The sequence below is a fragment of the Microbacterium sp. MYb66 genome (assembly GCF_002979435.1).
GTDB lineage: Bacteria > Actinomycetota > Actinomycetes > Actinomycetales > Microbacteriaceae > Microbacterium.
In genome coordinates, this window is sequence record NZ_PCOV01000002.1 from 321,974 (window position 1) to 346,103 (window position 24,130).

Sequence of the window (24,130 nt, forward strand, 5' to 3'; positions counted from 1 at the left end):
TCCGCTCTCGCAACGCTCCGCACCGTCAGGTCCGGGGCGTTTTTCCGTTGGAGAGCCCCCTGACCTGTGGCTGGACACCACCACAAGGAAAGGAATCATGGAGAGGCTCTCCGCACGGCTGCTGTCGTGGGCGTCGCTGATCGACGAGAAGACACTCGCTCAGGCGCACACCACGGCTCGCATGCCGTTCATCCACCCGCACCTGGCGCTGATGCCGGATGCGCACCTCGGCAAGGGGGCGACGGTCGGCTCGGTCATCCCGACGCTCGGCGCGATCATCCCCGCGGCCGTCGGCGTCGACATCGGCTGCGGCATGATCGCCGTCCGCACCCGGTTCACGAGAAGCGACCTCGAAGGTCGCGACCTCGCCGAGCTCCGGGAGCAGATCGAGCGCGCCATCCCCTTGTCGGCCGGCCGGTACAACCGCAAAGTGGTCGCCACCGCCGAGCCCCGCATCGCCGAGCTCGAGGAGCTTGCCGAGAAGAGCGGGTTCGACCCTGCGACCTACGCCGGGAACTGGCGGCTGCAGCTGGGCACTCTCGGCTCGGGCAACCACTTCATCGAGGTGTCGGTCGACGAGCTCGACCGGGTCTGGCTGTTCCTGCACTCGGGTTCACGTGGTGTCGGCAACAAGATCGCCGGGCACCACATCGCGGTCGCCCAGCGGCTGGCGCGGCAGTGGTGGATCGAACTCCCCGACCCCGACCTGGCGTACCTGGTCGAGGGCACGCCGGAGTTCACCCGGTACATCCGGGAGCTCCGGTGGGCCCAGCGCTTCGCCCTGCTCAACCGGGAGGAGATGATGGATCGGGTCATCCGACAGGTGTCGGAGTTCCTCGACACCGCGGTGGACGAGCAGGAGCGCATCAACTGCCACCACAACTTCACCGAGTCGGAGAAGCACTACGGCAAGCAGGTGTGGGTGTCGCGGAAGGGCGCGATCCAGGCGGGCGCCGGTCGCCCGGGGCTCATCCCCGGGTCGATGGGCACCGCCTCCTACGTGGTGGAGGGCCTCGGCGACCCGCAGTCGCTGAACTCCTCCCCGCACGGCGCGGGGCGGGAGTACTCCCGGTCGGCCGCGAGGCGGACGTTCACACACGACCAGCTGCGCGAGGCGATGACGGGTATCGAGTTCCGTGACACGGACGCCTTCATCGACGAGATCCCGCAGGCGTACAAGCCGATCGACCGAGTGATGGCGGATGCCGCAGGCCTCGTGTCGATCCGACACACGCTGAGGCAGCTCGTCAACGTGAAGGGCGACTGAGCAGGGCCGGGCGGTGGGAACCCCACCGCCCGGCTCGTGCACGACCGCACGTCGGGGTGTGACTGCTCCTCCCCCGACATACGCGAAAACGTCTTTTCCCCCGTCCGCGGGGCACCGATATCTTCGCTGCTCGTGCTCTGGCAGGCTGGCGGAATCGATGCGACGATGACGGGGTGGGATTCATGAATGACGCGCAGATCTGGACCATGATCGGGTCATTCACCGCGCTGATGTTCAGCACCCTGACCGTCGTGTCCACGCTGTTCATCCGCGTCGTCCGCAGCGAGATCGGCGGGCTCCGCAACGAGATGAACGGCCAGATCGGCGGCCTCCGCAACGAGATGAACGGCCAGATCGGCGGCCTCCGCAACGAGATGAACGCCCGCTTCGATGCGGTGAACACCCGCATCGACGGACTCGATCGCGACGTGCAGGCCATCGTGAAGCGCACGTTCGGCCTCGACCGCGACTGATCCGGTCGAGAGTCAGATGACCGGGGCGGCCTCGGTCTCGACCGACCGGTCGGTGAACGCCGTCTTCGGCACGAACACGAGGATCACCGCGGCGACGAGCGCGGTGACGCCGCAGACGATCCACACCGTGAAGTAGCCGGCGAGAGATCCGGCGGTGCCCTCCGTCGCACCTGCCGTGCTCGCGACGCCGTGCAGCAGCGCGATGCCGAACACGCACGAGGCGATCGCCCCGCCCACGGTCTTCACCGAGTTGGTGAGCCCGGTCGCCACGCCCGTCTGCGAGGCGGGAGCGGCGGATGCCGCGGCTGCGGGGAGCGCTGCGACCAGCGCACCCGAGCCGAGCCCCACCACGACCATGTTCGTGATGACCTGCACGTATGTGTCATGGAACGGAAGGAAGAGGAGGAAGCCGACACCCACCAGGACCGAGGCTCCCATCAGCGTCACCCGCGGGCTGGCCCACCGCGCGACCGTCGGGAAGAGGAGCGCTCCCGCGATCATGGCGATGAGGTAGACGCCGATGATCAGCGATGTCGCGAAGCCGGTCGTCCCCAGACCGTAGCCGTACACCGTCGGGTCGGTGCGCGCGAACGTCGACAGCGGCGCCTGCGCCCCCAGCACGCTCACGCCGAAGAGTCCGGCAGTAAGGAAAACCGGGCCGAGCGCGGGCGAGCGGAACATGCGGACGTCGATCAGCGGGTCATCGGATCGGAGCTCCCACAGCACGAATGGAACCACGAGCAGGACCCCGAGGATCACCACGGCCCACGACCACGGGTTGACCAGGCCGCCCTCGAGACGAAGCAGGCTGAGACCACCGGTGAAACAGACGAGCGCGAGCGAGATGAGCACGAGACCGACCGTGTCGAAGATCCCGCCGGTGGGCTCCGGCGATTCCTTGACCCCGAACAGGATCACGAAGAAGCAGACGACGATGAGGACCGCCGGCACCAGCAGCACGACGGCGAGGGGGAGCACATCGATGAGTGCACCACCGACGAGAGCACCGATGATCGCGCCGCCTTCGAGGGCCGCGACCAGGAGCCCGGCCGCCTTCGCCGTGATCGAGGAGCGCCCCTCCATGCGCCGCGAGCGCGACCAGATCAGCGCGATCTCGAGGGGGAGCCAGACCACGTAGAAGCCCATCAGCGCCCACGCCGCGAGGAACACCGCGAACGAATCGGTGAACGGCAGCACGAGCGCGGCCGCGGCAGTGACGGCGGTCGAGATCAGCAGCATCCGCTTGTGGCCGACCATGTCGCCGAGCTTCGCGAAGGCAGGTACGACGAGCGCCGACAGCATGAGCTGCGCGCCCTCGAGCCAGTTCACGTCGGCGTCGTGGATACCGAGATGGCGAGCGATGTCGGTGAGCATCGGCGTGTAGTAGCCCTGCAGCACACCGCTCGTGAACTCCACGAAAGCGAGGAAGCCGACGACGACGGCCAGGGTGCCCAGTGTGCGGGTGCGCGTCATCGCGTCTCCTGCTTCTCGTTCAGTTTCCGAGACCGGGTCTCGGGTCGGGTGAGATCACACTAGCCGTTCGAGCAGCGCCCGATGGAATCGCTCTCCGCGCTCCAGGGCGGCGATCTCGACGCTCTCGTCGACCCCGTGGATCGACGCGCGCTGGGCGTTCGACATGTCCAGCGGTGCGAAACGGTAGACGGCGGGCGAGAAGCGGTGGAAGTGCCGCGAATCGGTGGCCGCCATCATCACGTACGGCACCGCGGGGACGTCGGGATGGGAGACACCGAGCGCCGCGGCGAGCAGGGCGAACTGGTCGTTGTCGGTGGGCGATTCCGGCGACGGCTCGCTCGCTTCGACGACCTCGACGGCGACGAGCGGATCGCGGATGCGGCGGCGCACACGGAACACGGCCTGCTGCGTCGTCTCCCCGAGCGCGATGCGCAGGTTGACCGTGGCGGACGCCTGGGAGGGCAGGACGTTCGCCGCCGTCCCGCCGGACTGCATGGTCGGAGCGACCGTGGTGCGGACGAGCGCTGCCGGTTCTCCCCCGAGCGCCGCGAAGACCTGCGCCGTGAGCAGCGGTGCGGATCCGAGGAGCCGCAGCAGATGCCGCGCGGGCCCCGGTGTTCGTGCGGCCAGCCGCGACAGCATCCGGAGGATCGCGGTCGAGGCGTGGGGACGGAACGTGGTGGGCCCCAGCCGGTCGACGGCTCGGGCGATGCGACGAACAGCCGTGAACGACGGTGGCGCCGACGCATGGCCGCCCTCACCCCGCGCCGACAGCTTCACCGTCATCACACCCTTCTCGCCGACCCCGATCATCGCCGCGCGGCCCGGCACGAAGGGCAGAGGCGCGTCGACCACGGCACCACCCTCATCGACGACGAGCCATGGCACGATGCCGCGCTCGCGCAGCACGCGGGCGATCTCCTCGGCGGCCTTCCCGTAGGTCTCCTCGTTGCCCCCGAACGAGAGGTAGACGTCGCGGGGCGGCACGAACCCGTCGGCGAGCAGATTCTCGACCGCCTCGAGGACCACGATCAGGGGACCCTTGTCGTCCAGCGCACCCCGGCCGTGCACCGAGCCGTCGGCGATCACACCGGCGAAGGGAGGATGAGTCCAGGCGTCGCTCTCGTCCACCGGGACGACGTCGTAGTGCGCCATCAGCACGACGGGGCCGCCGGGTACGGCTCCGCTTCCCGCCCAGTGGAACAGGAGTCCGAAGTCGGTGTGCCGTTCGAGGCGCAGCTTCTCGTGCACGAGCGGATACAGGTCGGCGATCAGTGCGACGAAGTCCTCGAACGGAGCGCGGCCACGCTCCTCGAGCTCGGCCGAGACCGTCGGGATCCGGATCATCTGCGAAAGCCGTTCGGCGATGCCGGGGCGCGCGGTCGTGGGGGTCACAGTCGTCATCGTACCGAGCGGCCGATGACGGCCACTGCGCGAACATGTCGGGTTTGTGAGGATCCCCGAGGTGCCGATTCCACCGATGCCCGACATTCGGCGGCCTGCATCGTCGAGGAAGGAGAAAGATGGACAGAGACGAAGGAGCACACATGAGAATCGCTGTCGCCGGAGGAACCGGAGTCGTCGGTCGGCACACCGTGGACGCGGTGCGCGCCGGTGGTCACGAAGCGGTGGTGCTCAGCCGCTCGCACGGGGTCGACCTCGTCACGGGGCGCGGACTGGATGCGGCGTTGGACGGTGCCGACGCCGTGATCGACGTCGCGAGCATCGAGACGCTGAAGGCGAGCGCAGCGATCGAGTTCTTCACGGCGGCGACCGGGAACCTCGTCTCGGCGGCGGGGGATGCCGGTGTCGGGCACGTCGTGCTCCTGTCGATCGTCGGCATCGACCGCATCCCCTACGACTATTACGCCGGCAAGGTCGCGCAGGAGAAGGTCGTCGAAGCATCGCGGGTGCCCTGGACGATCCTGCGCGCGACGCAGTTCCACGAGTTCGCGGAGCAGATGTTCGAGCGGGCGAAGCTCGGACCGCTGCACCTCGCCCCGAACGCCCGCACCCAGCCCGTGTCGGCCCGGGAGGTCGGCGAACGGCTCGCGGCTCTCGCTGCCGGGGGACCTCAGGGGCGGGTGCGCGATCTGGCGGGCCCGCGCGAGGAGCGCCTCGCCGACATGATCCGCGCGTTCGCCCGTCGTGAGGGATATCGCGGATGGATTCCGGCGCTCAACGTACCGGGACCGCAGATGGCGGGGATGCGCGCCGGACTCGCGCTTCCCGGCCCTGATGCCGATCTCGGTCGACAGACCTTCGCCGAATGGCTGGCCGCGGACTCGCGCCCTTGACCGCTGCGGGAACAGCGCGGCGAGCCCGGCGGTTGCATCTCTGAGACCGACGCGAATCCGAGGAGGCACGGATGCAACTGACTCTGGTCTCCTCGTCCGTCTGCGGGGCCTGCGCACGCACCCGATCCGTGCTCGCGGACGCGGCGCGCTTCCTCCCGGACGCGACGATCACGGAGATCGACGTCGCTCGCGACCCGGATGCCGCGGAGGCGCTCGACATCCGCTTCACGCCGACGGTCATCATCAGCGACGACGGCGGGACCGTGGTCTTCCGCGCGGAAGGTGTGCCGACGGTCCCCCAGGTGCTCACCGCCGCCGTGCGAGCCCTTCCGGACTGACGCGGAGGGGGGGCAGGGCCGGTCTGACCGAGACGACGGCGCACCCTCTTGCGATGGGCATCGGCCCGGCGCAGACTGAGGCTGCGCAGGGGGGCCGCTCAGACAACCACCACATCCAGGGAGCAACCATGGCGAACCTCAATCCCTACCTCTCGTTCCGCACCGAAGCCCGTCAGGCGATGGAGTTCTATCAGAGCGTCCTCGGCGGCGACCTCGTGATCAACACGTTCGGGGAGTTCCCCGACATGGTGCAGGATCCGAGCCAGAAGGACCTCGTCATGCACGCGCAGCTGGACACTCCGGACGGGCTCGTGCTGATGGCGTCGGACTCTCCCGACGGGATGCCGTACGAGAAGCCGCAGGGGTTCTCGGTGTCGCTGAGCGGAAACACACAGGACGCCACCCGCACCGTCTGGGACAAGCTTTCCGAAGGCGCGACGATCACGATGCCGCTCGACACGCCTCCCTGGGGCGGAACCTTCGGCATGCTGGTCGATCGCTTCGGCATCCCGTGGATGCTGCACGGCGACCCGGAGTGATCACAGCGCGGGGTCAGCGCGGCAGCACGGCTCGGCAGGCCAGGTGCAGGGCGAGACGCGCTTCGGGATCGCTCATGTCGATGCCGAGCAGTTCCTGCACGCGCCGGATGCGCACCGCGACCGTGTTGCGGTGGAGCCCCAGGGCGGTCGCGGTCGCGGCGATGCCCGACTCATGGTCGAGGTAGGCCGACAGCGTCGTGAGGAGATCGCCGCCGCTCTCCTGCAGCGGCGCGAGGAGGGACTCTGCGGCGGGGACGAACGTGTCGTTCCCGGTCCAGGCGAGCAGAAGCTGCTCCAGCCCGAGGCTGTCGACCCGGACGAACCATCCGGTAGCGGACCGGGCGGCGGCGATACGTGCGGCATCGCCGGCTTCGTCGAGCGTCGTCGCCAGCCCTTCGCGTCCTCCCTGCAGGGAGCCGACCCCGGTCGCGACGGCGAAGTCCCGCAGCGCTCCCAGGTGCAGCTCCCGGAGCGCGGCGACCGCTCGCTCCACTCGGTCCGGACCCGGGGCCTCGGGGAACGAGAGCCAGCCACTGATGCCCCGCCCTGCCGTCGTCGCGTGCGCCTCGGCATCGATCGCGACGAGGCCTCCGCTGATCGAGCGCAGGAGCGAGAACGGGTCCACCCGCCCTCGGGCCACGGTACGGAAGCCGATGTGATGGCCGCCCGTACGCCAGCCGCGCTCCGCCATCCGGCGCTCCACTTCGGCGTCGGCGGCGCCGCGCAGGTCGACGAAGTCCCTGAGCAGTCCGGAGGAGGCCGCCACATCGTTGACGGCGGCGACCTCGTCGATGAGGATCCTCGCCGCGACGGCCGGCATCGCGACCTCGGCGGCGACCGAGAGCGACTGCAGCTGCGCCTCGCCGAGGCCCCGCCCGAAGAGCACGAGTCGCAGGCCGCTGCGCCCGGGGCTGTCCACGCGCACCGACGCCGCCGCCCACTCTCCGATGGCGGCCTCATCGATCCAGGACTCGAAGCGAATCGCGGCGTGCAGCTCCTCCCCCAGGTGTCCCCCGGCCTCCTGGAGCACTCCGGTCGCGTCGACGAGGGCGACGCCGGTACCGAGGTTCGCGGCGAGGTGCCCGAGCAGATCGCCCAGGTCGTCCGCGGCGTACTCGAACGACTGCGCGACCTTGCGCACGCGATTGAGCGTGAGCGCGTCGCGCGCCTCGATGAGCATCCAGCACGCCTTCGCCAGCTGCACCGGCCGCACCACATCGAGCAGGCAGAGTCCGATCCGGTCGGCCAGACGGAACGCTCCGGCATCGACGTCCGCGGCGCCGGGCAACGCCAGCCCCGTGAACCCGCGGTCGCGGACGCGGCGCAGCATCGCGTCCTGCTGCCAGGTCGTCGGCGGCGCACCTGCGGTCAGGATCGCGAGACGGCCGTCCCCGCTCTCCGGGAGGTCTTTCTCCCCGGCTTCGATGGTGACGGCGTCCCACGCGGCGGTCGGCGGACCTGCGACGCGGCGCAGTCCGCCGTTCTCGGCGTGCGCCAGGAGTGCGCTCAGCGGCAGACGCTCACTCATGCGGCATCCAGATCTTCGAGCCCGTAGGCGGAGGGCACGACCCGCGCGCGCCGCTCGGGGCGGGCATTCCACCACTCCGGTGCGGGGAGACCGAGGACGGCGACGTTCCGGGCGAGCCCGAGGTCGGTCACCTCGAGGATCTCCCGCGAGACGGCGTCGATGATCACGATGATGGTCGGCGCGGAGGCGACGAGCCGGCCGTCGGTGAGCACGGCCAGCGTCTCGGACCGGGTGATCACGCGGTGCACCGCGCCGGCCGCCCCCGCGATCTCGACGGCGTTCACATGCGCATCGATCGCGGAGGTCGTGACCGAGGCGATCCGCCCCTCGGCGAGCACCTCGCCGCCGAGGACACCGGCGAGCTCCGCGAGGGGCGCCCCGGCTGAAGAGAGGAACGCGCGACCGAGATCGAGGGCGCGTGCGAGATGTCCTTCGATCGCGTGCTCGCGGAGATCGCCGACCGTGAACCCCGCGAGTACCGCGCACCCGACGCCGCCCGCCTGGATGATGGCCGAGCGCACGACCCGCTCGGCGTCGATCGCCCTGGCGGCTTCCACCAGCGCCACCCCGCCCGCGCCGGTGTCGCATGCGAAGACGAGACCGGGGACCCGGTCGACGAAGAGCGACATCTGATCGAGCCCCGGCACGGCACGGCCCGTGCAGTCGGCGTCGACGACGGTATGGGACGCCGCGAGCGTCAGGGGCGCGAGTCCGTTCATGCCCCCGCCTTCCAGCGAGCAAACGACGGGCACCGGGTGCCCGAGCCAGCGCTCGACGGCCGCGAGCAGCGCGGCGAACGGCTCTGCGCCCGGCATCCGCTCGCCCAGCAGCATCGTCGATCCCACGAAGGCGACCCCCAGACACGGGGTCGCCGGGTCGAGTGAGGACACTGCGGCGACGTCGATCGGCCACACGTCCGACCCCCCGACCATGAGTTCGAGCATCGTGGTCGCGCCACCGCCACCGGATCCGAGGAGCGCGTACCCGCGGGCGAGCGCCTCCAGATCGTCGTGCGCCAGCTTCATGGGCACCAGCCTAGGGCGCGGCCAGCTCCTCGACCGGGACGAACGCCTCCCCCAGGCCGAAGGCCGAGGGGCCGAACGCCGCGAGGGCATCGGGCGTGCGCATCATCTCGGGAGTCGAGATGCCCAGCACCCGCACACGCTGTCCGTACCGCAGCCCCTCGGTGGTGATCGGTTCCGCCGTCTCGTGGTCGACGACGCAGATCAGGTCGGGCACGATCGCCACGAGCGTCTCCCCGCGGTGGGCGATGAGGTTCTCGTTCTGGAAGGAGATCTCGAAGGTGTCGCCCTCGTCCGCGTCGAGCGGTGCGATCACCGCGCGCCCCTTCGCGAAGCCTTCGGTCGTGCGCCGTTCGACGTCGACGACCTTGCCGACGCAGAGCTCGCGCAGGTGGGGGTAGAGGGTGGTCGAGAGCGTCTGCGCGATCGCCTCGAACGGAGAGCGGTGCTCCTCACGGGCGACGCGGATCGCGCGGCCGAGCGCGAGCGCCATCGAGATCGTGCGGGGCACGGCCGTGCGTCGAACGTCGGCTCCCGTCATCGCATACTCGGCGATGTGGCCGACGCCGCCGAGGCGGATCGTGATGCCGCGGGCGAGCCATTCCATCTGCCGGTCGTCGTCGCCGGTGTCGATCACGACCTGCTCGCCGCGCTCCCCCGCAAGGGCCAGCGGCGAGCCGTGCACGCCGTACACCGCGAAGGTCTCCATCGACAGCTCGGGGAACGCACGTCCCATGCCGTCGGCATCCACCACCGGCAGCCCCGTCTCGGCCGCGACGATGAGCGGGATCATCGAGTTGATGCCGCCGCACTCGATCGGCATGGTCGCGTCCGCCTTGCGCCCGAGGTGCTCCTCGAGCGTGCGCAGGGCGAGCGTGGGCTCCGTGCCGGCCGGGATCTTCTCGATCATCACGGTCGGCGCGCCCATCTGGGCGGTCGGGATCACGAACAGGTCGTCGGGGAGCTCGTCCGGGTCGAGGATCGTGATGCTCCCCTCCCCCAGCACACGCTCGACGAGCATCTTGCCGATGTACGGATCGCCTCCGCCCCCGGTGCCGAGCAGCGTCGCACCGCGGGCGAGGTCGGGGAGGTCGGCGGCGGTGAGCTGCCAGCTCATACCGCTGCTCCGCTCGAGATGCTGCCGTCGAAGCGATGCGCGGCCATGTCGTACCCGAAGTAGCCGGGGCCGACCATCGCGAGGGCGTCGGCGGAGTGCCAGCGCTCGTCGGCCGGTGCCGCGATCACCCGCACCCGCTGTCCGTAGCGCAGGCCCTCGGTGGTGATCGGCTCGCCGGACTCGCCGTCGAGCACCATGATCAGGTCGGGCGTGGTCGCGAGGACCTCGCCGTCGGCTTCGGCCACGAGGTGCTCGTTCTGGAACTGCAGGGTCAGCGTGGTGCCGGCATCCCCGTCGATGCGGGCGCGTCCGCGCGCGAAGCCGGTCGTGGTGGCGCGGTGCACATCGACGACCTTGCCGTCGAACAGCTCCCGTCCGCCGAGCAGCTCGACCACGGCTGCGACCGCATCCGTCTTCTCCTCGCGCGCCGTCGCGATGCGCTGTCCGATCTCGATGCAGCGGGAGAGCGAGCCCGAGACGAGCGACTCCCGCGCGGCGGTGCCCGACATCGAGAACCCGGAGATCATGACCGAGCAGCCCATCTCGACGCACGCCACCCGTGCGATCCGCTCGGTCCAGGAGTTGTCGGCCGTCTGCAGCACGCCGGTGTTGCCCTTCTCGTCGCTGAACGCCAGAGGCGACGCGGTGACGCCGTAGAGCGTCGGGAGCACCATCTGCAGCTCGGGGAATGCACGACCCATGCCGTCGGCGTCGACCAGCGGCAGGCCGAGCGCGGCGGCCGCGGCGATCGGGATGGTCGAGTTGACCCCGCCGACCTCGGCGCACGCGATATGGGTGACCGGACGACCGAGGTGGATGGCGAGAGCCTTGACGGGCTCGACCACCTCGGCGAGGCTCGGGAGCTTCTCGACCATGACGGTCGGGGCGCCCATCATCGCGACGAACAGGATGAGCGCGTCGTCGGGCACCTCGTCGAGTCCGACGACCGTGACGTCGCCGGAGGCCAGGGCCTGACGGGCGAGGAGCGCGCCGATGTACGGGTCGCCTCCGCCGCCGGTGCCGAGCACGGCCGCACCGCGGGCGAGTCCGTCGATGTGGGCGGGAGTGATGGTCCAGCTCATGTCACACTCCCATGTCGAGGTCGCCGACAGCCTTGACGCGGATGCGCGTCGCGTTGCCGGGGAGGTAGGGGATCGGCACCTCGTCGAAGTCGATGATCGACACGGTCGACGGTTTGGCGCCGGCCGCGATCGCCTTGTCCACGGCCTCGGCACGCACCTCGGCCAGCGTCTCGTCACGACGACCGGGCTCGATCGCATAGACCTTGTCGATCTCGCCGCCGACCTGCGCGATGGAGGCGCCGATGGCGTTCGCGACCGCGTAGTTCTCGGGGCGGTGCACAGTGCCGAACAGCGGCAGCTCGTCGGGGAGAAGGATCGATCCGCCGCCGACCGCGACGACCGCGATAGGGTCGGGCGAGGTGCGCATCCGGTCGACGGCCTCGGACACCCGCTCGGCGATGCGCGCGAGAACGCGCTCGACGAAGGCGGGATCGAGGTGCGCGACCTTGCTCGCATCGCCCACTTCGGCCCGCCCCGCGGCGACGGCGATGTCGGTGGCGGTCAGTGTCGAGCCGCCGAAGACCAGCGCCTCGGTGGTCAGCTTGTATCCGACGGAGGCCGGACCGACCTCGGCGGTCTCCTCGTCGACGATGCTGCCGCCGCCGATGCCGAGCGAGAGCACATCCGGCATCCGGAAGTTGGTGCGGATGCCGGCGACCTTGACCTCGTTCGCGGTCTCCCGCGGGAACCCGTTGATCAGCAGCCCGATGTCGGCGGTGGTGCCGCCCACGTCGATCACGGCGCAGTCGTCGAGCCCGCTGGTCGCAGCGGCACCGCGCATCGAGTTGGTCGGGCCCGAGGCGAAGGTCGCGACCGGGTAGCGACGCACGTACTCCTCGTCCATGAGCGTGCCGTCGTTCTGGCTGAGGAAGATCGGCGCCTCGATGCCCTGTGCACGCACCGCGGAGGTGAGGCCGTCGACGATCTCGGAGGCGAGCTCGCGCAGCGCGGCGTTGATGATCGTCGCGTTCTCGCGCTCGAGCAGACCGATCCGCCCGATCTCGTGCGACAGCGAGATGGCGGCATCCGCGCCGAGCACTTCGGCGACGATCTCGGCCGCCCGCACCTCGAGATCGTGGTTGACCGGACTGAAGACCGACGAGATGGCGACCGAGCGGATGCCGTGGGCCTTCATGTCCTCGGCGTGCGCACGGATCTCGTCGGGGTCGAGCGGGGAGATCGGGCGGCCGTCGAACTCGTAGCCGCCGTGCGCCAGGTAGCTGCGCGCCTGCGTCGCCTCGACCAGCACCTCCGGCCAGTCGATCAGCGGCGGAAGGGCCCGCGTCGCGGGCAGCCCGAGCCGGAGTGCCGCGACCGGGGCGAGTCTGCTGGCCTGCACGAGTGCGTTGATGAAGTGCGTCGTGCCGATCATGACGGCATCGATGTCGGCGCCCTCGAAGGCGTGGCCGGCCCGCAGATCCTCGATGGCCCGGATGATGCCATCGGTGACATCCGGGGTGGTCGAGTGCTTCACCCCCGCGAGGGTGCGGGTGCCGTCCATGAGGACTGCGTCGGTGTTGGTGCCGCCGACGTCGATGCCGATGTGCATGATTCTCGCTTTCCTGAAGGGTGAGGGATGTCTGCGGTGCGCGGCTCAGGCCGTCGCGGCCTCTTCGACCGGAGCCGCCTGCCGCGTGGTCGCGACGCCGACGCCGCGGACCCAGCCGAGCTTGCCCGCCACGATGTACAGCACCATCGAGAGGAAGAGGCTGAGCAGTGAGGGGATGCCCCACGTGACGAAGTAGCCGACCAGCGCGGAGACCAGCCACACGACGATCGTCGCCGGGACGATGCGGGGAGCGGTCGCGGGGAGGGTGCCCGCCTCTCGCGTCGCGTCGAGGTCGGGACGCCAGCGGCGCACGACGTAGTACTCGGCGACCATGATGCCGGCGATCGGCGGGAAGGCGACGCTCAGCACGATCAGGAACTCGGTGAACTGACCGAGGATGCCGACTGCGGCGAGGATGGATCCCACGATGCCCAGCACGATCGTCGTCGTCACGCGGTGCAGGTTCTTGCCGAACGCGGTGGAGATGAAGTTCACGAGCCCGAGGGTCGAGGAGTACAGGTTCCAGTCGTTGATCTTCAGGGTTCCGGTCAGCACGATGAACAGGCCGATGAATCCGACCGAGGAGGTCACGATCGCGACGATGTCGCCCGTGGCGGCGGCGTGGGCCAGCAGCACGCCGGCGAGGCCGATGACGAACTCGCCCAGCGAGACGCCGAGGACGGTCTGCTTGATGACGTCGGCGCGCGAGCGGTTGAAGCGGGTCATGTCGCCCGTGATGATCGCGCCGACGATGAGGCCACCCGCGACGATGCCGGTGCCGGCCCAGACGCTCATGGTGGGACCGGGAGCGGGACCCGTGAGCAGTTCGCCGATGTCGTGACGGCTCAGCTCGGTGATGACCGACCAGCCGACCAGGATCAGGAACAGCGGCACGGTGATGTTCGCCAGCCACTGCATCCCGACGAAGCCGAAGGCCACGATCGCCGTGACCGCGAGACCGAAGATGAGACTCCACGCCCACACCGGCAGTGCGCCGGGCATGAGGGCGTCGAGCGACTGCGCCGAGATCGCGGACTGGATGCCGAACCAGCCGATCAGGCTGATGCCGATCGCGAGCCCGACCAACGAGGCTCCGATCTCACCGAAGCCGGTCCAGCGTGCCAGGAGTGCGGTGTTCAGGCCCTCGCGCTGGCCGATGAACCCGACCACGCACATGATCACCTCGAGGATGATCGAGCCGAAGAGGAAGGCGAGGACGGCCTCGCCGAAAGTCATGCTGTAGCCGAGGGTCGCGCCGAGGAGGAACTGCGAGAGGGCCGAGACCTGGCCGAATCGCTGCACTGCGATGCCGAACCAGGGTCTGCGGGCTTCGGGAGTCACTCGGGAGAGCGCGAAGTCGTCTGCGTGCGCCGTGCGTGCCATGAGGATCCTTCGGGAGGAGGAGGAGGAGGGAACGGGTTGTGCGCCACAGTAGCCACGCTCTCTCCTCCACCGACATGTGCAATCCGCACGAGCCTTGCATGCGGATGTGCAGATCGCACACTCCTCCCGAGGTCAGCCTCTGCTCTTACGCCGAGACCCCCTCCTGCAGATCAGCAGGAGGGGGTCTCGGCGCGGAGCGCTGATCTCGGAGGAAAGCGAGGTCAGTGCAGCGCGTTCGTCTCGATGAACGCGCGGAGGGCCTGCTCGTCGTCCCCCATCTCGGTCACGTGCTGGGGAGCGTCGAGCATCTCCTGCAGCTCGGGCGCGTAGCCCAGCTCGACGCCGATGGCCTCATGGATCGTCTCGGCGAACTTCTCGGGCTTGGCCGTCTCGAGCACGAGCATCGGCACTCCGGGCTCGACGTATTCGCGGGCGACCTTGACGCCGTCGGCCGTGTGGGGGTCGATGACCTCGCCCGTCGTCTCGTACACCGCGCGGATGGTCGCGAGTCGGTCCTCGTGCGTCGAGGTGCCGCTGACGATGCCGAACTCCTCGAGGAAGCGCTCCTGCTCGGCGGAGAAGTCGAAATGCCCCTGCGCTTCGAGGTCGTCCCAGGCGCCCACGACGCGGGCGGGGTCGCGTCCGACCAGCTCGAACATGAAGCGCTCCAGGTTCGATGCCTTGGAGATGTCCATCGACGGGCTCGACGTCGCGAGCGTCTGCGCGGCGCTGCGCGGGCGGTAGACACCGGTGCGGAAGAACTCGTCGAGCACGTTGTTCTCGTTCGCGGCGAGCACGAGGCGACGGATCGGCAGGCCCATCTGCTTCGCGAAGAAGCCGGACAGGATGTTGCCGAAGTTGCCGGAGGGCACCGTGAAGGACAGTTCGGTCCAGCCACCGGCATCCGTCGCCCGCAGCCAGGCCCAGAAGTAGTAGACGGTCTGCGCCGTGATGCGGGCGAGGTTGATCGAGTTGACCGCCCCCAGGTGCTGGGCGCGCTTGAAGTCGAGGTCGCCGGCGAGCTTCTTCACGAGGTTCTGGCAGTCGTCGAAGACGCCCTCGACCGCGATGTTGTGCACGTTCGCATCGTCGAGCGAGAACATCTGCGCCCGCTGGAACGCGCTCATGCGGCCCTGCGGCGACAGCATGAACACCGCGACGCGCTCCTTGCCGCGGAGGGCGTGCTCGGCCGCGGAACCGGTGTCACCCGAGGTGGCCCCGAGGATGTTGAGCACCGCGTCGTTGCGCTCCAGCGTGTACTCGAGCACCTGCCCGAGGAACTGCATGGCCATGTCCTTGAACGCGAGCGTCGGTCCCTCGGAGAGTCCGACCAGCGTCAGGTCGTCGTCGATGGCCCGAAGCGGCACCACCCCGTCGGGGAAGTCCGCGTAGGCGGCATCCGTCATCCGCGCCAGGTCTGCGCGGGGGATGTCGGTCGCGAACAGGCCGAGCACCTCGGTCGCGAGCTGCGGGTAGGTCAGCGCGCGCCAGCGCTCCAGCGTCTCGCCGTCGACGGTCGGCATGACCTCGGGCACCGCCAGTCCGCCGTCGGGCGCGAGGCCCTCCAACAGCGTCTCGCTGAACGACTGCGGCTGCATGCCGCCGCGGGTGGAGATGAACTGCACGTTGGCTCCTCGGCTCGGGACTCGGCACGTCCATTCTCGCAGGGTGTTCCGTGCTCGATTGACGGGATGACGGCGGCCGGGCACCTCCGCTCAGAAGAGCGAGGTCGGCAGCGCCCCTTCGTGCTCCAGCAGCCAGCGCTTGGTCTCGAGCCCGCGTCCTGGATCGCCACCGGAGTATCCACCCAGTCCGTCGCCGGCGACGACGCGGTGGCAGGGCACGATCAAGGGGACCGGATTGGCCCCCATGATCGAGCCGATCCCCCGGGCCGGAACCTCGGTGCCGCTGCGCGCGGCGAGTCCGCCGTAGGTGACCGTCTCGCCGTGTCCGACCGTCTCATGCAGCGCGGTGAGGACCGCTCTGGTCGCCGTCGTCTGCACGCCGAGATCGACCGGGAGATCGAAGCGGCGCAGGGTGCCGTCGAAGTAGGCGGCGAGTTGCGCGAGGGCTTCGACGAGCAGCGGATCGGCGGCGGGATCGGACGGGACGACACTGCCTTCGGGCGGAGTCGATCGCCACGTGACGCGGGTGACCGCCACGCCGTCGCTCACGACACCGATGACGCCGACCGGCGTCGCGAGCGTTCCGAAGGCGGACATGCGTCGAGGTTACCGCCCGGTAGCGGTGTGTCATCGCCGCGAGATCTGGTCCCAGAGCGCGGCCCAGTGCTCCGGGCGCAGATCACGGGGAAGGCGACGCTCCACCGCTCCGGCCGCCGTCACGACTCGTCGCGCCCGAGACATCGGGACGCGTGCGGCGGTCGCCACGACCGCGGGAAGGCTGCCTCCCCGCCCCGTGAACATCGCGCGCACGAACGCCTCATACGCCCGGCGGTCGGACGCCGGGACGAGCGGTGATCCGCGGCGGGTGATGGCGAGCAGACCGCCGTCCACGCTCGGCTGCGGCGAGAAGCCCCACGCCGGGACTCGGCCTTCGAGCGAGAACTCGAACCACGGCGCGGACTGGCGGTCATCATCGTGCCGCCGCCGACACCGGCCCGTTTGCGCGCCACCTCCCACTGCGTCAACAGGACGGCCTGACTCCACCGGCCGCTCGACAGCAGCCGACGGAGGATGGGCGTCGTCACATGGAAAGGGATGTTGCCGACGACGACGTCCGCGTCGAGCGGATGACGGGTCGCATCGCCGACCTCGATGCGCACACCGGGCAGCGCCTTTCGGAGCCGATGCACCCGGTGCTCGTCGATGTCGATCGCCGCGACGGGCCTGCCGAGCTCAGCCAGCGAGCGGGTGAGGGCACCATCACCGCATCCCAGTTCGAGGATCGAGCCCGAGGTGCGCCCGACGAGGGCGGAGATGCGGGCGAGGGTCGGGCGGTGGGTGAGGAAGTTCTGGCCGAGTTCGTGACGGCCGCCATGGATTGAACGAGGCATGAGTGCGCTCCAGAAGAAGAATCGGAGCACCTCGAAGGAGGGGACGACGCGAAGTGGCGTCGAGGATGCTGCCCGTCCCGAGGTGCGATGACATCTCGGTGGACGGCGCGCAGATGCGTGCGGTGAGCGAGCGCGCCGTCAGGCGCGGCGGTCGCGTACCACGAAGGTGCGCCCCATCATGGGCGCGGCGAATAGTGTTCCCATGGTCGCCAGCATATCGGCAGTCAGATCCAGCCGCGCTCCTCGGCGATGAGCACGGCCTGCTGACGCGTGCCCACCGAGAGCTTCCCGAGGATGACGGAGATGTGGTTGCGCACGGTCCCGGGCGCGAGGGAGAGCGCCCGCGCGATCTGCCCCGTCGTCTCGCCGCGTCGACCGGCGCGGAGCACGTCGAGCTCGCGATCGGTCAGCGGCGAGCGCTCGTCGCTCAGTGCGTCGGCGGCGATCTCGGGGTCCACGTAGCGTGCGCCGGCGGCGACGCGACGGATCACGGCCGCCACCTCGTCGGCACCGCGGGACTTGGGCAGGAAACCGGCCACCCCCGAAGCCAGAGCACGGCGCAGCACACCGGGCCGCGCATGCCGGGTGACGACGATGCAGCGCGTCGCGATCGGGCGGTTCAGACGCTCCGACACCTGCACGCCGTCGAGCCCGGGCATCTCGAGGTCGAGCAGGCACACGTCGGGCAGCAGCCGCAGAGCCTCGGCGACGGCCTGCTCCCCGTCCTCGCACTCCGCGATGACCTCGATGTCGTCCTCGAGTCGGAGCAGCGCGGCGAGCGCCGACCGGATCATCGCCTCGTCGTCGGCCAGCAGCACACGGATCACCGGGCCTCCTCCGCGTCCGCCGGCACCGTCACCGTCACCGTGAACTCGCCGCCGTGCCGGTTCACCTCGAGGGCGCCGTGGGCTTCGTCGATCCGCCGTCGCACGCCGTCGAGGCCCGAACCCGCGGCATCCTGAGCGACGTCGCCGACGACGTCGTTGACGATCGTGTACCGCCACCCGTCGTCGGTGCGCGTGAGCACGAGACGCGCACGGCGCCCCCCGCCGTGGCGGAGCACGTTGGTCGTCGTCTCGCGGATGACGGGGCCGAGGGCGGACGCGGGCGCCGCGCCGGAATCCGCGGGGATCACCGCTTCGACCTCGAGTCCCGCGGCGCGGAGCAGGTCGCGGGCGTTGGCGATCTCGTCGCCCAGCGGGACGGAGCGGAACCGCAGGGCGAGGTCGCGAGTCCCCTGCCGCGCCTCGTCGACGCTGATCCGTGCTGCGCGGAGCTGCTCCATGCCGGCGTCCGGGTCCGTCGGCAGGAGGCGCTCCGCCAGTTCCAGCTGCAGCGCGATGACCTGCAGGTGGTGCCCCTGGAGGTCGTGCACGTCGGTCGCGACCCGCAGTCGTTCCTGAGTCGCGGCCAGGCGCGCCTCGGATGCCCTGGCCCGATCCAGCGTGATGAGCACGTCCCACCACCAGAGCGAGCTCACGGTCATCGCCGGAAGGAACAGGGTGTAGACGACGGGAACCAGGAGCGGGATCTCGTCGGAGACATCGAGAGCGGAATCGACGACGGCAAGACAGGCGAGGATGATCGTCGCGGCGATGACCACCTTGTACCGCACCCCGCGCGGCCAGTTCAGCAGCACGAGCGACTGCACGACGGGCATCAGGGCGAGCTGCCAGCTGCCGACCACTGCACCGGCGGCGATCCCGTATGCCACCGCGATGAGGAGGGGCACGACCAGTCGCAGCCAGCGCACGCCGGGTTCCGCGTCGAGCCGGTGCCGGTAGTCGAACAGCAGCGGAATCGTGGAAGCGCACCAGAGCAGGCCGCCGACGCCCACGATCAGGCCGCCGATCCCACGCAGATCGCTCGCGAGGGTCAGCAGCGCCCACGACGCGACCAGAGCGAGCTCGAAGGCCATGACCGCCGTGACGGTGTACCACCACGTGGCGGTGATGCCGCGCGACAGCTGTCGCGCCCCCGGACTCGGTTCGACGGGGGCGAGGGGCTCGGCGGGGCTGCTCACGCTCTTACGATACGGGCGTGACAGTTGTCACGGATGCGTCATGCGATCCACCTGGAAAGCGGTGACGGCCCGACACTGCCGGCGCTGACCGCTCTGGGCTGGACTGGAGTCATCCCGGCGGAGACACCGTCGGCACCGATATCCGGGAGCATCCCATGAACCTCGTCGAGACCTTCCAGAACCTGGTCGCCCAGGTCCCCGAACTCGTGCAGCCCCTCATCGTCGCACTCGCCGGCGCGATCCCGTTCGTCGAGGGCGAGGGCGCGGTGACCATCGGCATCGTCGGCGGCATCCCTCCGGTTGTCGCCGCCATCGCCGCCATCGCCGGCAACTTCCTGTGCGTGGTCGTGGTGGTGCTCGTCAGCTCCGGCGCGCGCGCCGCCGTCGTCAACCGCGCGAAGGCGCGGGAGGTGGCGCTCGCGAACGGCGGGACCACGGCGGAGACCCCTGTCGGCACGACGGACGCCGACCGCGGCACCGGTCGCAAGGAGAAGTTCCAGCGGGCGTTCGAGCGCTACGGCGTCCCCGGGGTGAGCCTGCTCGGACCGCTCCTGCTGCCGACGCAGTTCACCGCGACGATGCTCGCTGCGGCCGGCGTCGGCAAGGCGCGCATCCTCTTCTGGCAGGCGCTCGCGATCATCGGGTGGACCACGGTCTTCGCCGTCATCGTGGGCAGCGCGGTGTACGCCATCCGTTGAGCGATCCCGGTGGGGAGCGTCGGTCATCCGACGCTCCCCACCTCTCGATTCATGCTTTTCTGAATACAGCATCTTCTGTACAGTGAGGGTGTGACGACCGCCCTCGCCTCACTCACCCACACCGCAGCAGTCGCCCGGCTCGGCCACGCGCTCTCCGATCCGACCCGCGCCGGCGTCCTGCTCGCCCTGCGAGAAGCCCCCCGCTACCCCGCCGAGCTCGCCGATGCACTCGGCGTCTCGCGCCAGGTCATGTCGAACCACCTCGCCTGCCTCCGCGGGTGCGGCCTCGTCGAGAGCATCCCCGACGGTCGACGCAGCAGCTACCGGCTGGCCGACCGCCACCTCGCGCCGGCCCTCGACATGCTCATGCGCGTGACGCTCATCGTCGAACCGGACTGCTGCTCGGGCGAAGGATGCACCTGCTGATGTCGACGGCGGCAACCGAGGCGCGCCGGGACACCCTGCACCGTCGCATCCGCATCATCGTGGGCATCACGATCGGTTACAACCTGATCGAGGCGGTCATCGCTCTGGCCGCCGGATCGGTGGCCTCCTCCGCGGCACTCATCGGCTTCGGACTCGATTCGACGATCGAGGTCCTCTCGGCGGCCGCCGTCGCCTGGCAGTTCACCCGCCGAGACCCGCAGCGCTGGGAGAAGCCCACCCTGCGCGTGATCGCGGTCGCGTTCTTCGCGCTCGCGATCTACGTCACGGCGACATCCGCGACCGCCCTCATCACGGCGGAGCGCCCGGAGCACAGCACGATCGGCATCGTCCTGACCGCCGTCAGCGTCGCCGTGATGCCCTTCCTGTCGTTCGCCGAGCGGCGCGCCGGGCGGGAGCTGGGCTCGGCCACGGCGATCGCGGACTCGAAGCAGACCCTCATCTGCACGTATCTCTCGGCGGCGGTGCTGCTCGGGCTGGTCGCCAACTCCCTGTTCGGGTGGTGGTGGGCGGATGCCGTCGCCGGGCTCGTGATCGCGGCCTTCGCCGTGCGCGAGGGAATCGAGGCCTGGCGAGGGGACGCATGCGCCACCTCCGTCGGCATGCTCCTCGAGGACGACGAGCACGACCATGACGATCACCACGAGCACTGAGTCCGGGGGCGCGCCTCGGCTCCGGCTCTCCCTGCGCTCCGGCGCGTAGGTTGAAGGGATGGATGCAACCTCCGACCTCCGCGGACGCACCGCCCTCGTCACCGGCGCCAACGCCGGGATCGGCTACTGGTGCGTCGAGCAGCTCGCCGCACGGGGCGCACGGGTCGTGCTCGGTTGCCGTTCCCCCGAGCGTGCCAGGACCGCCGTCTCCGCGATCCGGACACAGGTGCCGGCGGCCGACCTCCGTGTCCTCCCCCTCGATCTGGGCTCCCTCGAGAGCGTGGCCGCCGCAGCGGTGGACCTCGACGAGCGCGTCGATGCGGTGATCTGCAACGCGGGGGTGAAGGCCGCCGACCGCGGCGCGCGCACCGGCGACGACTTCGATCTCATGATGGGCACCAACTTCCTCGGCCACTTCGCACTCGTCGCGCAGGTCGAGTCCCTCCTCGCACCGGACGCCCGCGTGGTCGCCGTCGGCTCGATCGCGCACCGCTTCGCGCACCTCGACCCGGCCGGGATCGATGCGGAATGGCGCGGCTCCTCCCTCCGGCAGTACGGACGGTCGAAGGCGGCGCTCATGACCTTCGCCTTCGAGCTGGCGCGGCGCTGGTCCCGCTCCTCACGCATGGCCGTCTGCGCACACCCCGGCTACGCGGTCGATCCGCTCACTCCGCGACGGCCCGGGCTCGCCCAGGTGCCCGGTCTCGTCCGCGCCCTGGCCGCCCCCAGCCGCATTCTCGTGCAGGGCAAGGACGGCGGCGCGCTGCCGATCGTGCATGCGGCGACCGCGGCCGAGGTCTTCAGCGGCGACTACTGGGGGCCGGGCGGCCCGCTCGAGTTCCGGGGCGCTCCCGCGCGGGTCGTCGCCTCCGACGGCGTCCGATCATCATCGGCCGGAGAGGCGCTGTGGAGCGCCGCGGAGTCCCTCACCGGGGTGCCGTTCCCGAGCTGAATCCTCGCCGGCGGACGATGTCCGACACCCGGAGCAGGATGACTGCATGATCACAGTGCTCTCCGCTCCCTCGAACCTCGGACTGCGCCCGCCGGAGCCGGGGAGCGTGCCCGGTACGGCCAAGTCGCCGGAAGCCCTGCGCGAAGCGGGGCTGTTCGCCCGGTTCGCCGAGTTCGGCGCCACCGACGCCGGAGTGGTGCTGCCGGGACGGTACGTGGACGACGATGCCGCGCGCCCTGCCGGCCGGGTGCGGAACGAGGAGGCGCTGGTCGCCCACTCGCGTCGCCTCGCGTCCCGCATCGGAGCCGCACTCGACGCGGGAACCGCGACACTGGTGATCGGCGGAGACTGCGCGATCCTGCTCGGTGCGGGCCTCGCCACCGCGAGCCGTGGCGGCGTCGGTCTCGTGCACGTCGACGGTCATACCGATTTCCGTCACCCCGGCAACAGCGACGAATGCGCGAGCCTGGCAGGAGAGGCTCTGGCCGCCGCCGTCGGGAAGCACTGGCAGTCCGTCGCCGACATCGACGGCCTCGGGCCGTACTTCCCCGCCGCCCGCACCGCCCACATCGGGCATCGCGACGACGACGAAGACCAGGACGAAGTGCGCGGCATCCTCGGCGGTGTCATGTCGGCCTCGCACGTCCGCGCCCGCGGGGCGGCCCGCATCGCCGCGGAAGCCGTGGCCGTCGCCGGTTCGAGCTACTGGCTCCAGGTCGATGTCGACGTGCTCGACCCGTCGATCATGCCGGCGGTCGACAGCCCGGACCCCGGAGGACTCAGCGCCGACGAGCTCACACTGCTTCTCCGCGAACTCGCACCGCACGCGGTCGGCGCCTCCATCACGGTCTTCGACCCCGACCTCGACCCCGACGGGAGCTGTGCGCGACTGCTCGTCGACATCCTCACCGAGGGCCTGAGCGCACTCGGGAGCCGAGTCCCGCCGACCTGACCCACCCGGACGGGGGAGGTCAGCCCGCCGGTTCGGACTCCGCGTGCAGGGCGACCCGCACGCGGGAGATGCGCCGACGGTCGAGTTCCGCGACCTGGATCGTGGCGCCGGGCACCTCGACCGCATCACCGACCACGGCGAGGCGGCCCAGCTGCTCCGTCACGAAACCCGCGATGGTGTCGGACGACCCCCGTGGCATCGCGAGGCCCGTGGCCTCTTCGAAGTCCTGCAGGTTGAGCCGCCCGTCGATACCGTCGTCGGTGGCGATGAACACCTCCGCGTCGTACTCGTCGAAGATCTCGCCGACGACCTCCTCGACGAGATCCTCCAGCGTCACCAGTCCGTCCGTCCCTCCGTATTCGTCGACGACGACGGCGATGTGATGCCCCTCGGCCCGCATCCGGGTCAGGGTGGGCAGGACGCCGGCGGTCGACGGGATGTAGGGGATGTCACGGACCAGCGCGCCGAGAGGGCGCAGCGGGTCGTCCGCTGCCGCCTCGAAGAGGTCGCGCACGTGCACGAATCCGGTGAGGTCATCGATCGACGTGTTCGAGACGGGATAGCGCGAGAACGGCAGGTCGCGCACCTGGGCCACGGCATCCCCCACGTTCGCCGCCTCGTCCAGCGCGACCACCTCGGGTCTCGGACGCATGACCTCGCTGACCTGCCTGCCGCGGAGCGAGAGCACATCATCGAGGATGCGCCGTTCGTCTTCGGGCAGGCCCTGGTGACTGGCGACGATGTCCCGCACCTCTTCGTCGGTCATCTCGTCACTGGTCTTGTGGGGGTCGCCGCCGAGCAGACGCACCAGGGCGTTCGTCGACACCGAGAGCAGCCAGATCACGGGACGCATGACCGTCGCGAACACGTTGAGCGCGGGCGCCACGGCGTAGGCGAACTGCGCGTTGCGCTGGATGGCGAGCCGCTTGGGCACGAGCTCGCCGAGCACGAGAGACAGGTAGGCGATGACCAGGGTGAGCACCAGCGTCGCGACCGTGAGGGCGACCGCCGGCGCCAGACCCCACGACGTCAGCACGGGGACCAGCGACGGCGCGATCGAGGTGGCGCCGTACGCGGCCGACGCGAAGCCCGCGACCGTCACTCCGATCTGCACCGCCGAGAGGAAGGTGTTGGGGTTGCGGGCGAGCGCGGCGACCTTCGCGCCGCGGCGACCCCGCTGACCGATCGCGTTGATCTGACTCTCGCGCAGCGTGACCAGCGCCATCTCCGTCGCGGCGAAGACACCGCCGATCAGCACGAACGCGAAGACGAGGGCGATGTTCCAGACCAGGTCGCCCATCAGCGGGCAGCCTCGTCCGTCTCG

Annotated in this window: 23 protein-coding genes and 1 pseudogene; 10 read left to right on the forward strand and 14 right to left on the reverse strand. The window is 70.2% G+C overall.

All coding sequences use genetic code 11. The features are described from left to right. Positions 1 to 97 precede the first annotated feature (97 nt). Together CQ045_RS05390 and CQ045_RS05395 are read left to right on the forward strand one after the other, a co-directional pair. Positions 98 to 1,267 (forward strand): RtcB family protein, encoded by a 1,170-nt coding sequence (locus tag CQ045_RS05390; protein ID WP_105721649.1) that lies wholly within the window; start codon positions 98 to 100, stop codon positions 1,265 to 1,267. Between the two features lie 182 nt (positions 1,268 to 1,449). Beyond that, positions 1,450 to 1,740, forward strand: a complete 291-nt coding sequence (locus CQ045_RS05395; protein WP_258130960.1) for a hypothetical protein — start codon at positions 1,450 to 1,452, stop codon at positions 1,738 to 1,740. Positions 1,741 to 1,752: 12 nt separating this feature from the next. Here the strand turns inward: CQ045_RS05395 and CQ045_RS05400 are convergent, their stop codons facing one another. Together CQ045_RS05400 and CQ045_RS05405 are read right to left on the reverse strand one after the other, a co-directional pair. Then, a complete protein-coding gene (locus CQ045_RS05400) occupies positions 1,753 to 3,213 on the reverse strand; it encodes an MFS transporter (protein ID WP_105721651.1) in 1,461 nt (486 codons plus the stop codon). A gap of 54 nt (positions 3,214 to 3,267) precedes the next feature. Further along, complete coding sequence (locus CQ045_RS05405; RefSeq protein ID WP_181156450.1) at positions 3,268 to 4,617, reverse strand: M20/M25/M40 family metallo-hydrolase; 1,350 nt, start codon at positions 4,615 to 4,617, stop codon at positions 3,268 to 3,270. 143 nt (positions 4,618 to 4,760) lie between these two features. Between CQ045_RS05405 and CQ045_RS05410 the strand changes: the two genes are divergently transcribed. From CQ045_RS05410 to CQ045_RS05420, 3 genes are all read left to right on the forward strand, one after another. Continuing rightward, positions 4,761 to 5,510 carry an SDR family oxidoreductase gene (locus tag CQ045_RS05410; protein ID WP_105721653.1) on the forward strand — a complete coding sequence of 250 codons (750 nt, stop codon included), beginning with the start codon at positions 4,761 to 4,763 and terminating at the stop codon, positions 5,508 to 5,510. Between the two features lie 71 nt (positions 5,511 to 5,581). Then, positions 5,582 to 5,848 carry a thioredoxin family protein gene (locus CQ045_RS05415; protein ID WP_105721654.1) on the forward strand — a complete coding sequence of 89 codons (267 nt, stop codon included), beginning with the start codon at positions 5,582 to 5,584 and terminating at the stop codon, positions 5,846 to 5,848. A gap of 128 nt (positions 5,849 to 5,976) precedes the next feature. Next, positions 5,977 to 6,387: a VOC family protein gene (locus tag CQ045_RS05420; RefSeq protein WP_105721655.1), complete on the forward strand. Its 411-nt coding sequence runs from the start codon at positions 5,977 to 5,979 to the stop codon at positions 6,385 to 6,387. 13 nt (positions 6,388 to 6,400) lie between these two features. Here the strand turns inward: CQ045_RS05420 and CQ045_RS05425 are convergent, their stop codons facing one another. From CQ045_RS05425 to CQ045_RS05475, 11 genes and pseudogenes are all read right to left on the reverse strand, one after another. Next, positions 6,401 to 7,915: a helix-turn-helix domain-containing protein gene (locus tag CQ045_RS05425; protein WP_105721656.1), complete on the reverse strand. Its 1,515-nt coding sequence runs from the start codon at positions 7,913 to 7,915 to the stop codon at positions 6,401 to 6,403. After that, positions 7,912 to 8,940, reverse strand: a complete 1,029-nt coding sequence (locus CQ045_RS05430; protein WP_105721657.1) for a DUF917 family protein — start codon at positions 8,938 to 8,940, stop codon at positions 7,912 to 7,914. Before CQ045_RS05430 ends, CQ045_RS05425 begins: the two co-directional genes overlap by 4 nt. Before the next feature lie 10 nt (positions 8,941 to 8,950). Continuing rightward, the gene (locus CQ045_RS05435; RefSeq protein ID WP_105721658.1) at positions 8,951 to 10,054 is read right to left on the reverse strand and encodes a DUF917 domain-containing protein; all 1,104 of its coding nucleotides are present in this window, start codon (positions 10,052 to 10,054) and stop codon (positions 8,951 to 8,953) included. After that, a complete protein-coding gene (locus CQ045_RS05440; protein ID WP_105721659.1) occupies positions 10,051 to 11,136 on the reverse strand; it encodes a DUF917 domain-containing protein in 1,086 nt (361 codons plus the stop codon). The genes CQ045_RS05435 and CQ045_RS05440 overlap by 4 nt, the downstream gene beginning before the upstream one ends. Position 11,137: 1 nt before the next feature. Then, positions 11,138 to 12,685 (reverse strand): hydantoinase/oxoprolinase N-terminal domain-containing protein, encoded by a 1,548-nt coding sequence (locus CQ045_RS05445; RefSeq protein ID WP_105721660.1) that lies wholly within the window; start codon positions 12,683 to 12,685, stop codon positions 11,138 to 11,140. Between the two features lie 45 nt (positions 12,686 to 12,730). Continuing rightward, complete coding sequence (locus CQ045_RS05450; RefSeq protein WP_105721661.1) at positions 12,731 to 14,068, reverse strand: cytosine permease; 1,338 nt, start codon at positions 14,066 to 14,068, stop codon at positions 12,731 to 12,733. Positions 14,069 to 14,289: 221 nt separating this feature from the next. Then, the gene (thrC, locus tag CQ045_RS05455; RefSeq protein WP_105721662.1) at positions 14,290 to 15,693 is read right to left on the reverse strand and encodes a threonine synthase; all 1,404 of its coding nucleotides are present in this window, start codon (positions 15,691 to 15,693) and stop codon (positions 14,290 to 14,292) included. 90 nt (positions 15,694 to 15,783) lie between these two features. After that, complete coding sequence (locus CQ045_RS05460; RefSeq protein WP_105721663.1) at positions 15,784 to 16,290, reverse strand: methylated-DNA--[protein]-cysteine S-methyltransferase; 507 nt, start codon at positions 16,288 to 16,290, stop codon at positions 15,784 to 15,786. Between the two features lie 30 nt (positions 16,291 to 16,320). Continuing rightward, positions 16,321 to 17,084: pseudogene (gene erm, locus CQ045_RS19155) on the reverse strand (23S ribosomal RNA methyltransferase Erm). A gap of 224 nt (positions 17,085 to 17,308) precedes the next feature. Then, positions 17,309 to 17,911, reverse strand: coding sequence for a response regulator transcription factor (locus CQ045_RS05470; protein WP_105721664.1), 603 nt, complete (start codon positions 17,909 to 17,911; stop codon positions 17,309 to 17,311). Continuing rightward, a complete protein-coding gene (locus tag CQ045_RS05475) occupies positions 17,908 to 19,107 on the reverse strand; it encodes a sensor histidine kinase (protein ID WP_258130962.1) in 1,200 nt (399 codons plus the stop codon). Before CQ045_RS05475 ends, CQ045_RS05470 begins: the two co-directional genes overlap by 4 nt. Positions 19,108 to 19,262: 155 nt before the next feature. On the opposite strand from CQ045_RS05475, the gene CQ045_RS05480 reads away from it, so the two are divergent. The 5 genes from CQ045_RS05480 to CQ045_RS05500 all read left to right on the forward strand — a co-directional run bounded on the left by CQ045_RS05480 (position 19,263) and on the right by CQ045_RS05500 (position 22,806). Continuing rightward, positions 19,263 to 19,805, forward strand: a complete 543-nt coding sequence (locus CQ045_RS05480; RefSeq protein ID WP_105721665.1) for a small multidrug efflux protein — start codon at positions 19,263 to 19,265, stop codon at positions 19,803 to 19,805. A gap of 90 nt (positions 19,806 to 19,895) precedes the next feature. Further along, the gene (locus CQ045_RS05485; RefSeq protein ID WP_105721666.1) at positions 19,896 to 20,231 is read left to right on the forward strand and encodes a helix-turn-helix transcriptional regulator; all 336 of its coding nucleotides are present in this window, start codon (positions 19,896 to 19,898) and stop codon (positions 20,229 to 20,231) included. Beyond that, the gene (locus CQ045_RS05490) at positions 20,231 to 20,902 is read left to right on the forward strand and encodes a cation transporter (RefSeq protein ID WP_105721667.1); all 672 of its coding nucleotides are present in this window, start codon (positions 20,231 to 20,233) and stop codon (positions 20,900 to 20,902) included. The genes CQ045_RS05485 and CQ045_RS05490 overlap by 1 nt, the downstream gene beginning before the upstream one ends. Positions 20,903 to 20,960: 58 nt before the next feature. Further along, positions 20,961 to 21,854, forward strand: a complete 894-nt coding sequence (locus CQ045_RS05495) for an SDR family NAD(P)-dependent oxidoreductase (RefSeq protein WP_105721668.1) — start codon at positions 20,961 to 20,963, stop codon at positions 21,852 to 21,854. Positions 21,855 to 21,900: 46 nt separating this feature from the next. Then, complete coding sequence (locus tag CQ045_RS05500; RefSeq protein WP_105721669.1) at positions 21,901 to 22,806, forward strand: arginase family protein; 906 nt, start codon at positions 21,901 to 21,903, stop codon at positions 22,804 to 22,806. 19 nt (positions 22,807 to 22,825) lie between these two features. Here the strand turns inward: CQ045_RS05500 and CQ045_RS05505 are convergent, their stop codons facing one another. Continuing rightward, positions 22,826 to 24,106: a hemolysin family protein gene (locus CQ045_RS05505; protein WP_105721670.1), complete on the reverse strand. Its 1,281-nt coding sequence runs from the start codon at positions 24,104 to 24,106 to the stop codon at positions 22,826 to 22,828. Positions 24,107 to 24,130: the final 24 nt, after the last annotated feature.

What these genes read in the sequence shown, in the direction of transcription:
- CQ045_RS05390 (WP_105721649.1), top strand. Translation starts at nt 98, where the DNA reads ATGGAGAGGCTCTCCGCACGGCTGCTGTCGTGGGCGTCGCTGATCGAC.
- CQ045_RS05395 (WP_258130960.1), top strand. Translation starts at nt 1,450, where the DNA reads ATGAATGACGCGCAGATCTGGACCATGATCGGGTCATTCACCGCGCTG.
- CQ045_RS05400 (WP_105721651.1), bottom strand. Translation starts at nt 3,213, where the DNA reads ATGACGCGCACCCGCACACTGGGCACCCTGGCCGTCGTCGTCGGCTTC.
- CQ045_RS05405 (WP_181156450.1), bottom strand. Translation starts at nt 4,617, where the DNA reads ATGACGACTGTGACCCCCACGACCGCGCGCCCCGGCATCGCCGAACGG.
- CQ045_RS05410 (WP_105721653.1), top strand. Translation starts at nt 4,761, where the DNA reads ATGAGAATCGCTGTCGCCGGAGGAACCGGAGTCGTCGGTCGGCACACC.
- CQ045_RS05415 (WP_105721654.1), top strand. Translation starts at nt 5,582, where the DNA reads ATGCAACTGACTCTGGTCTCCTCGTCCGTCTGCGGGGCCTGCGCACGC.
- CQ045_RS05420 (WP_105721655.1), top strand. Translation starts at nt 5,977, where the DNA reads ATGGCGAACCTCAATCCCTACCTCTCGTTCCGCACCGAAGCCCGTCAG.
- CQ045_RS05425 (WP_105721656.1), bottom strand. Translation starts at nt 7,915, where the DNA reads ATGAGTGAGCGTCTGCCGCTGAGCGCACTCCTGGCGCACGCCGAGAAC.
- CQ045_RS05430 (WP_105721657.1), bottom strand. Translation starts at nt 8,940, where the DNA reads ATGAAGCTGGCGCACGACGATCTGGAGGCGCTCGCCCGCGGGTACGCG.
- CQ045_RS05435 (WP_105721658.1), bottom strand. Translation starts at nt 10,054, where the DNA reads ATGAGCTGGCAGCTCACCGCCGCCGACCTCCCCGACCTCGCCCGCGGT.
- CQ045_RS05440 (WP_105721659.1), bottom strand. Translation starts at nt 11,136, where the DNA reads ATGAGCTGGACCATCACTCCCGCCCACATCGACGGACTCGCCCGCGGT.
- CQ045_RS05445 (WP_105721660.1), bottom strand. Translation starts at nt 12,685, where the DNA reads ATGCACATCGGCATCGACGTCGGCGGCACCAACACCGACGCAGTCCTC.
- CQ045_RS05450 (WP_105721661.1), bottom strand. Translation starts at nt 14,068, where the DNA reads ATGGCACGCACGGCGCACGCAGACGACTTCGCGCTCTCCCGAGTGACT.
- CQ045_RS05460 (WP_105721663.1), bottom strand. Translation starts at nt 16,290, where the DNA reads ATGTCCGCCTTCGGAACGCTCGCGACGCCGGTCGGCGTCATCGGTGTC.
- CQ045_RS05480 (WP_105721665.1), top strand. Translation starts at nt 19,263, where the DNA reads ATGAACCTCGTCGAGACCTTCCAGAACCTGGTCGCCCAGGTCCCCGAA.
- CQ045_RS05490 (WP_105721667.1), top strand. Translation starts at nt 20,231, where the DNA reads ATGTCGACGGCGGCAACCGAGGCGCGCCGGGACACCCTGCACCGTCGC.
- CQ045_RS05495 (WP_105721668.1), top strand. Translation starts at nt 20,961, where the DNA reads ATGGATGCAACCTCCGACCTCCGCGGACGCACCGCCCTCGTCACCGGC.
- CQ045_RS05500 (WP_105721669.1), top strand. Translation starts at nt 21,901, where the DNA reads ATGATCACAGTGCTCTCCGCTCCCTCGAACCTCGGACTGCGCCCGCCG.
- CQ045_RS05505 (WP_105721670.1), bottom strand. Translation starts at nt 24,106, where the DNA reads ATGGGCGACCTGGTCTGGAACATCGCCCTCGTCTTCGCGTTCGTGCTG.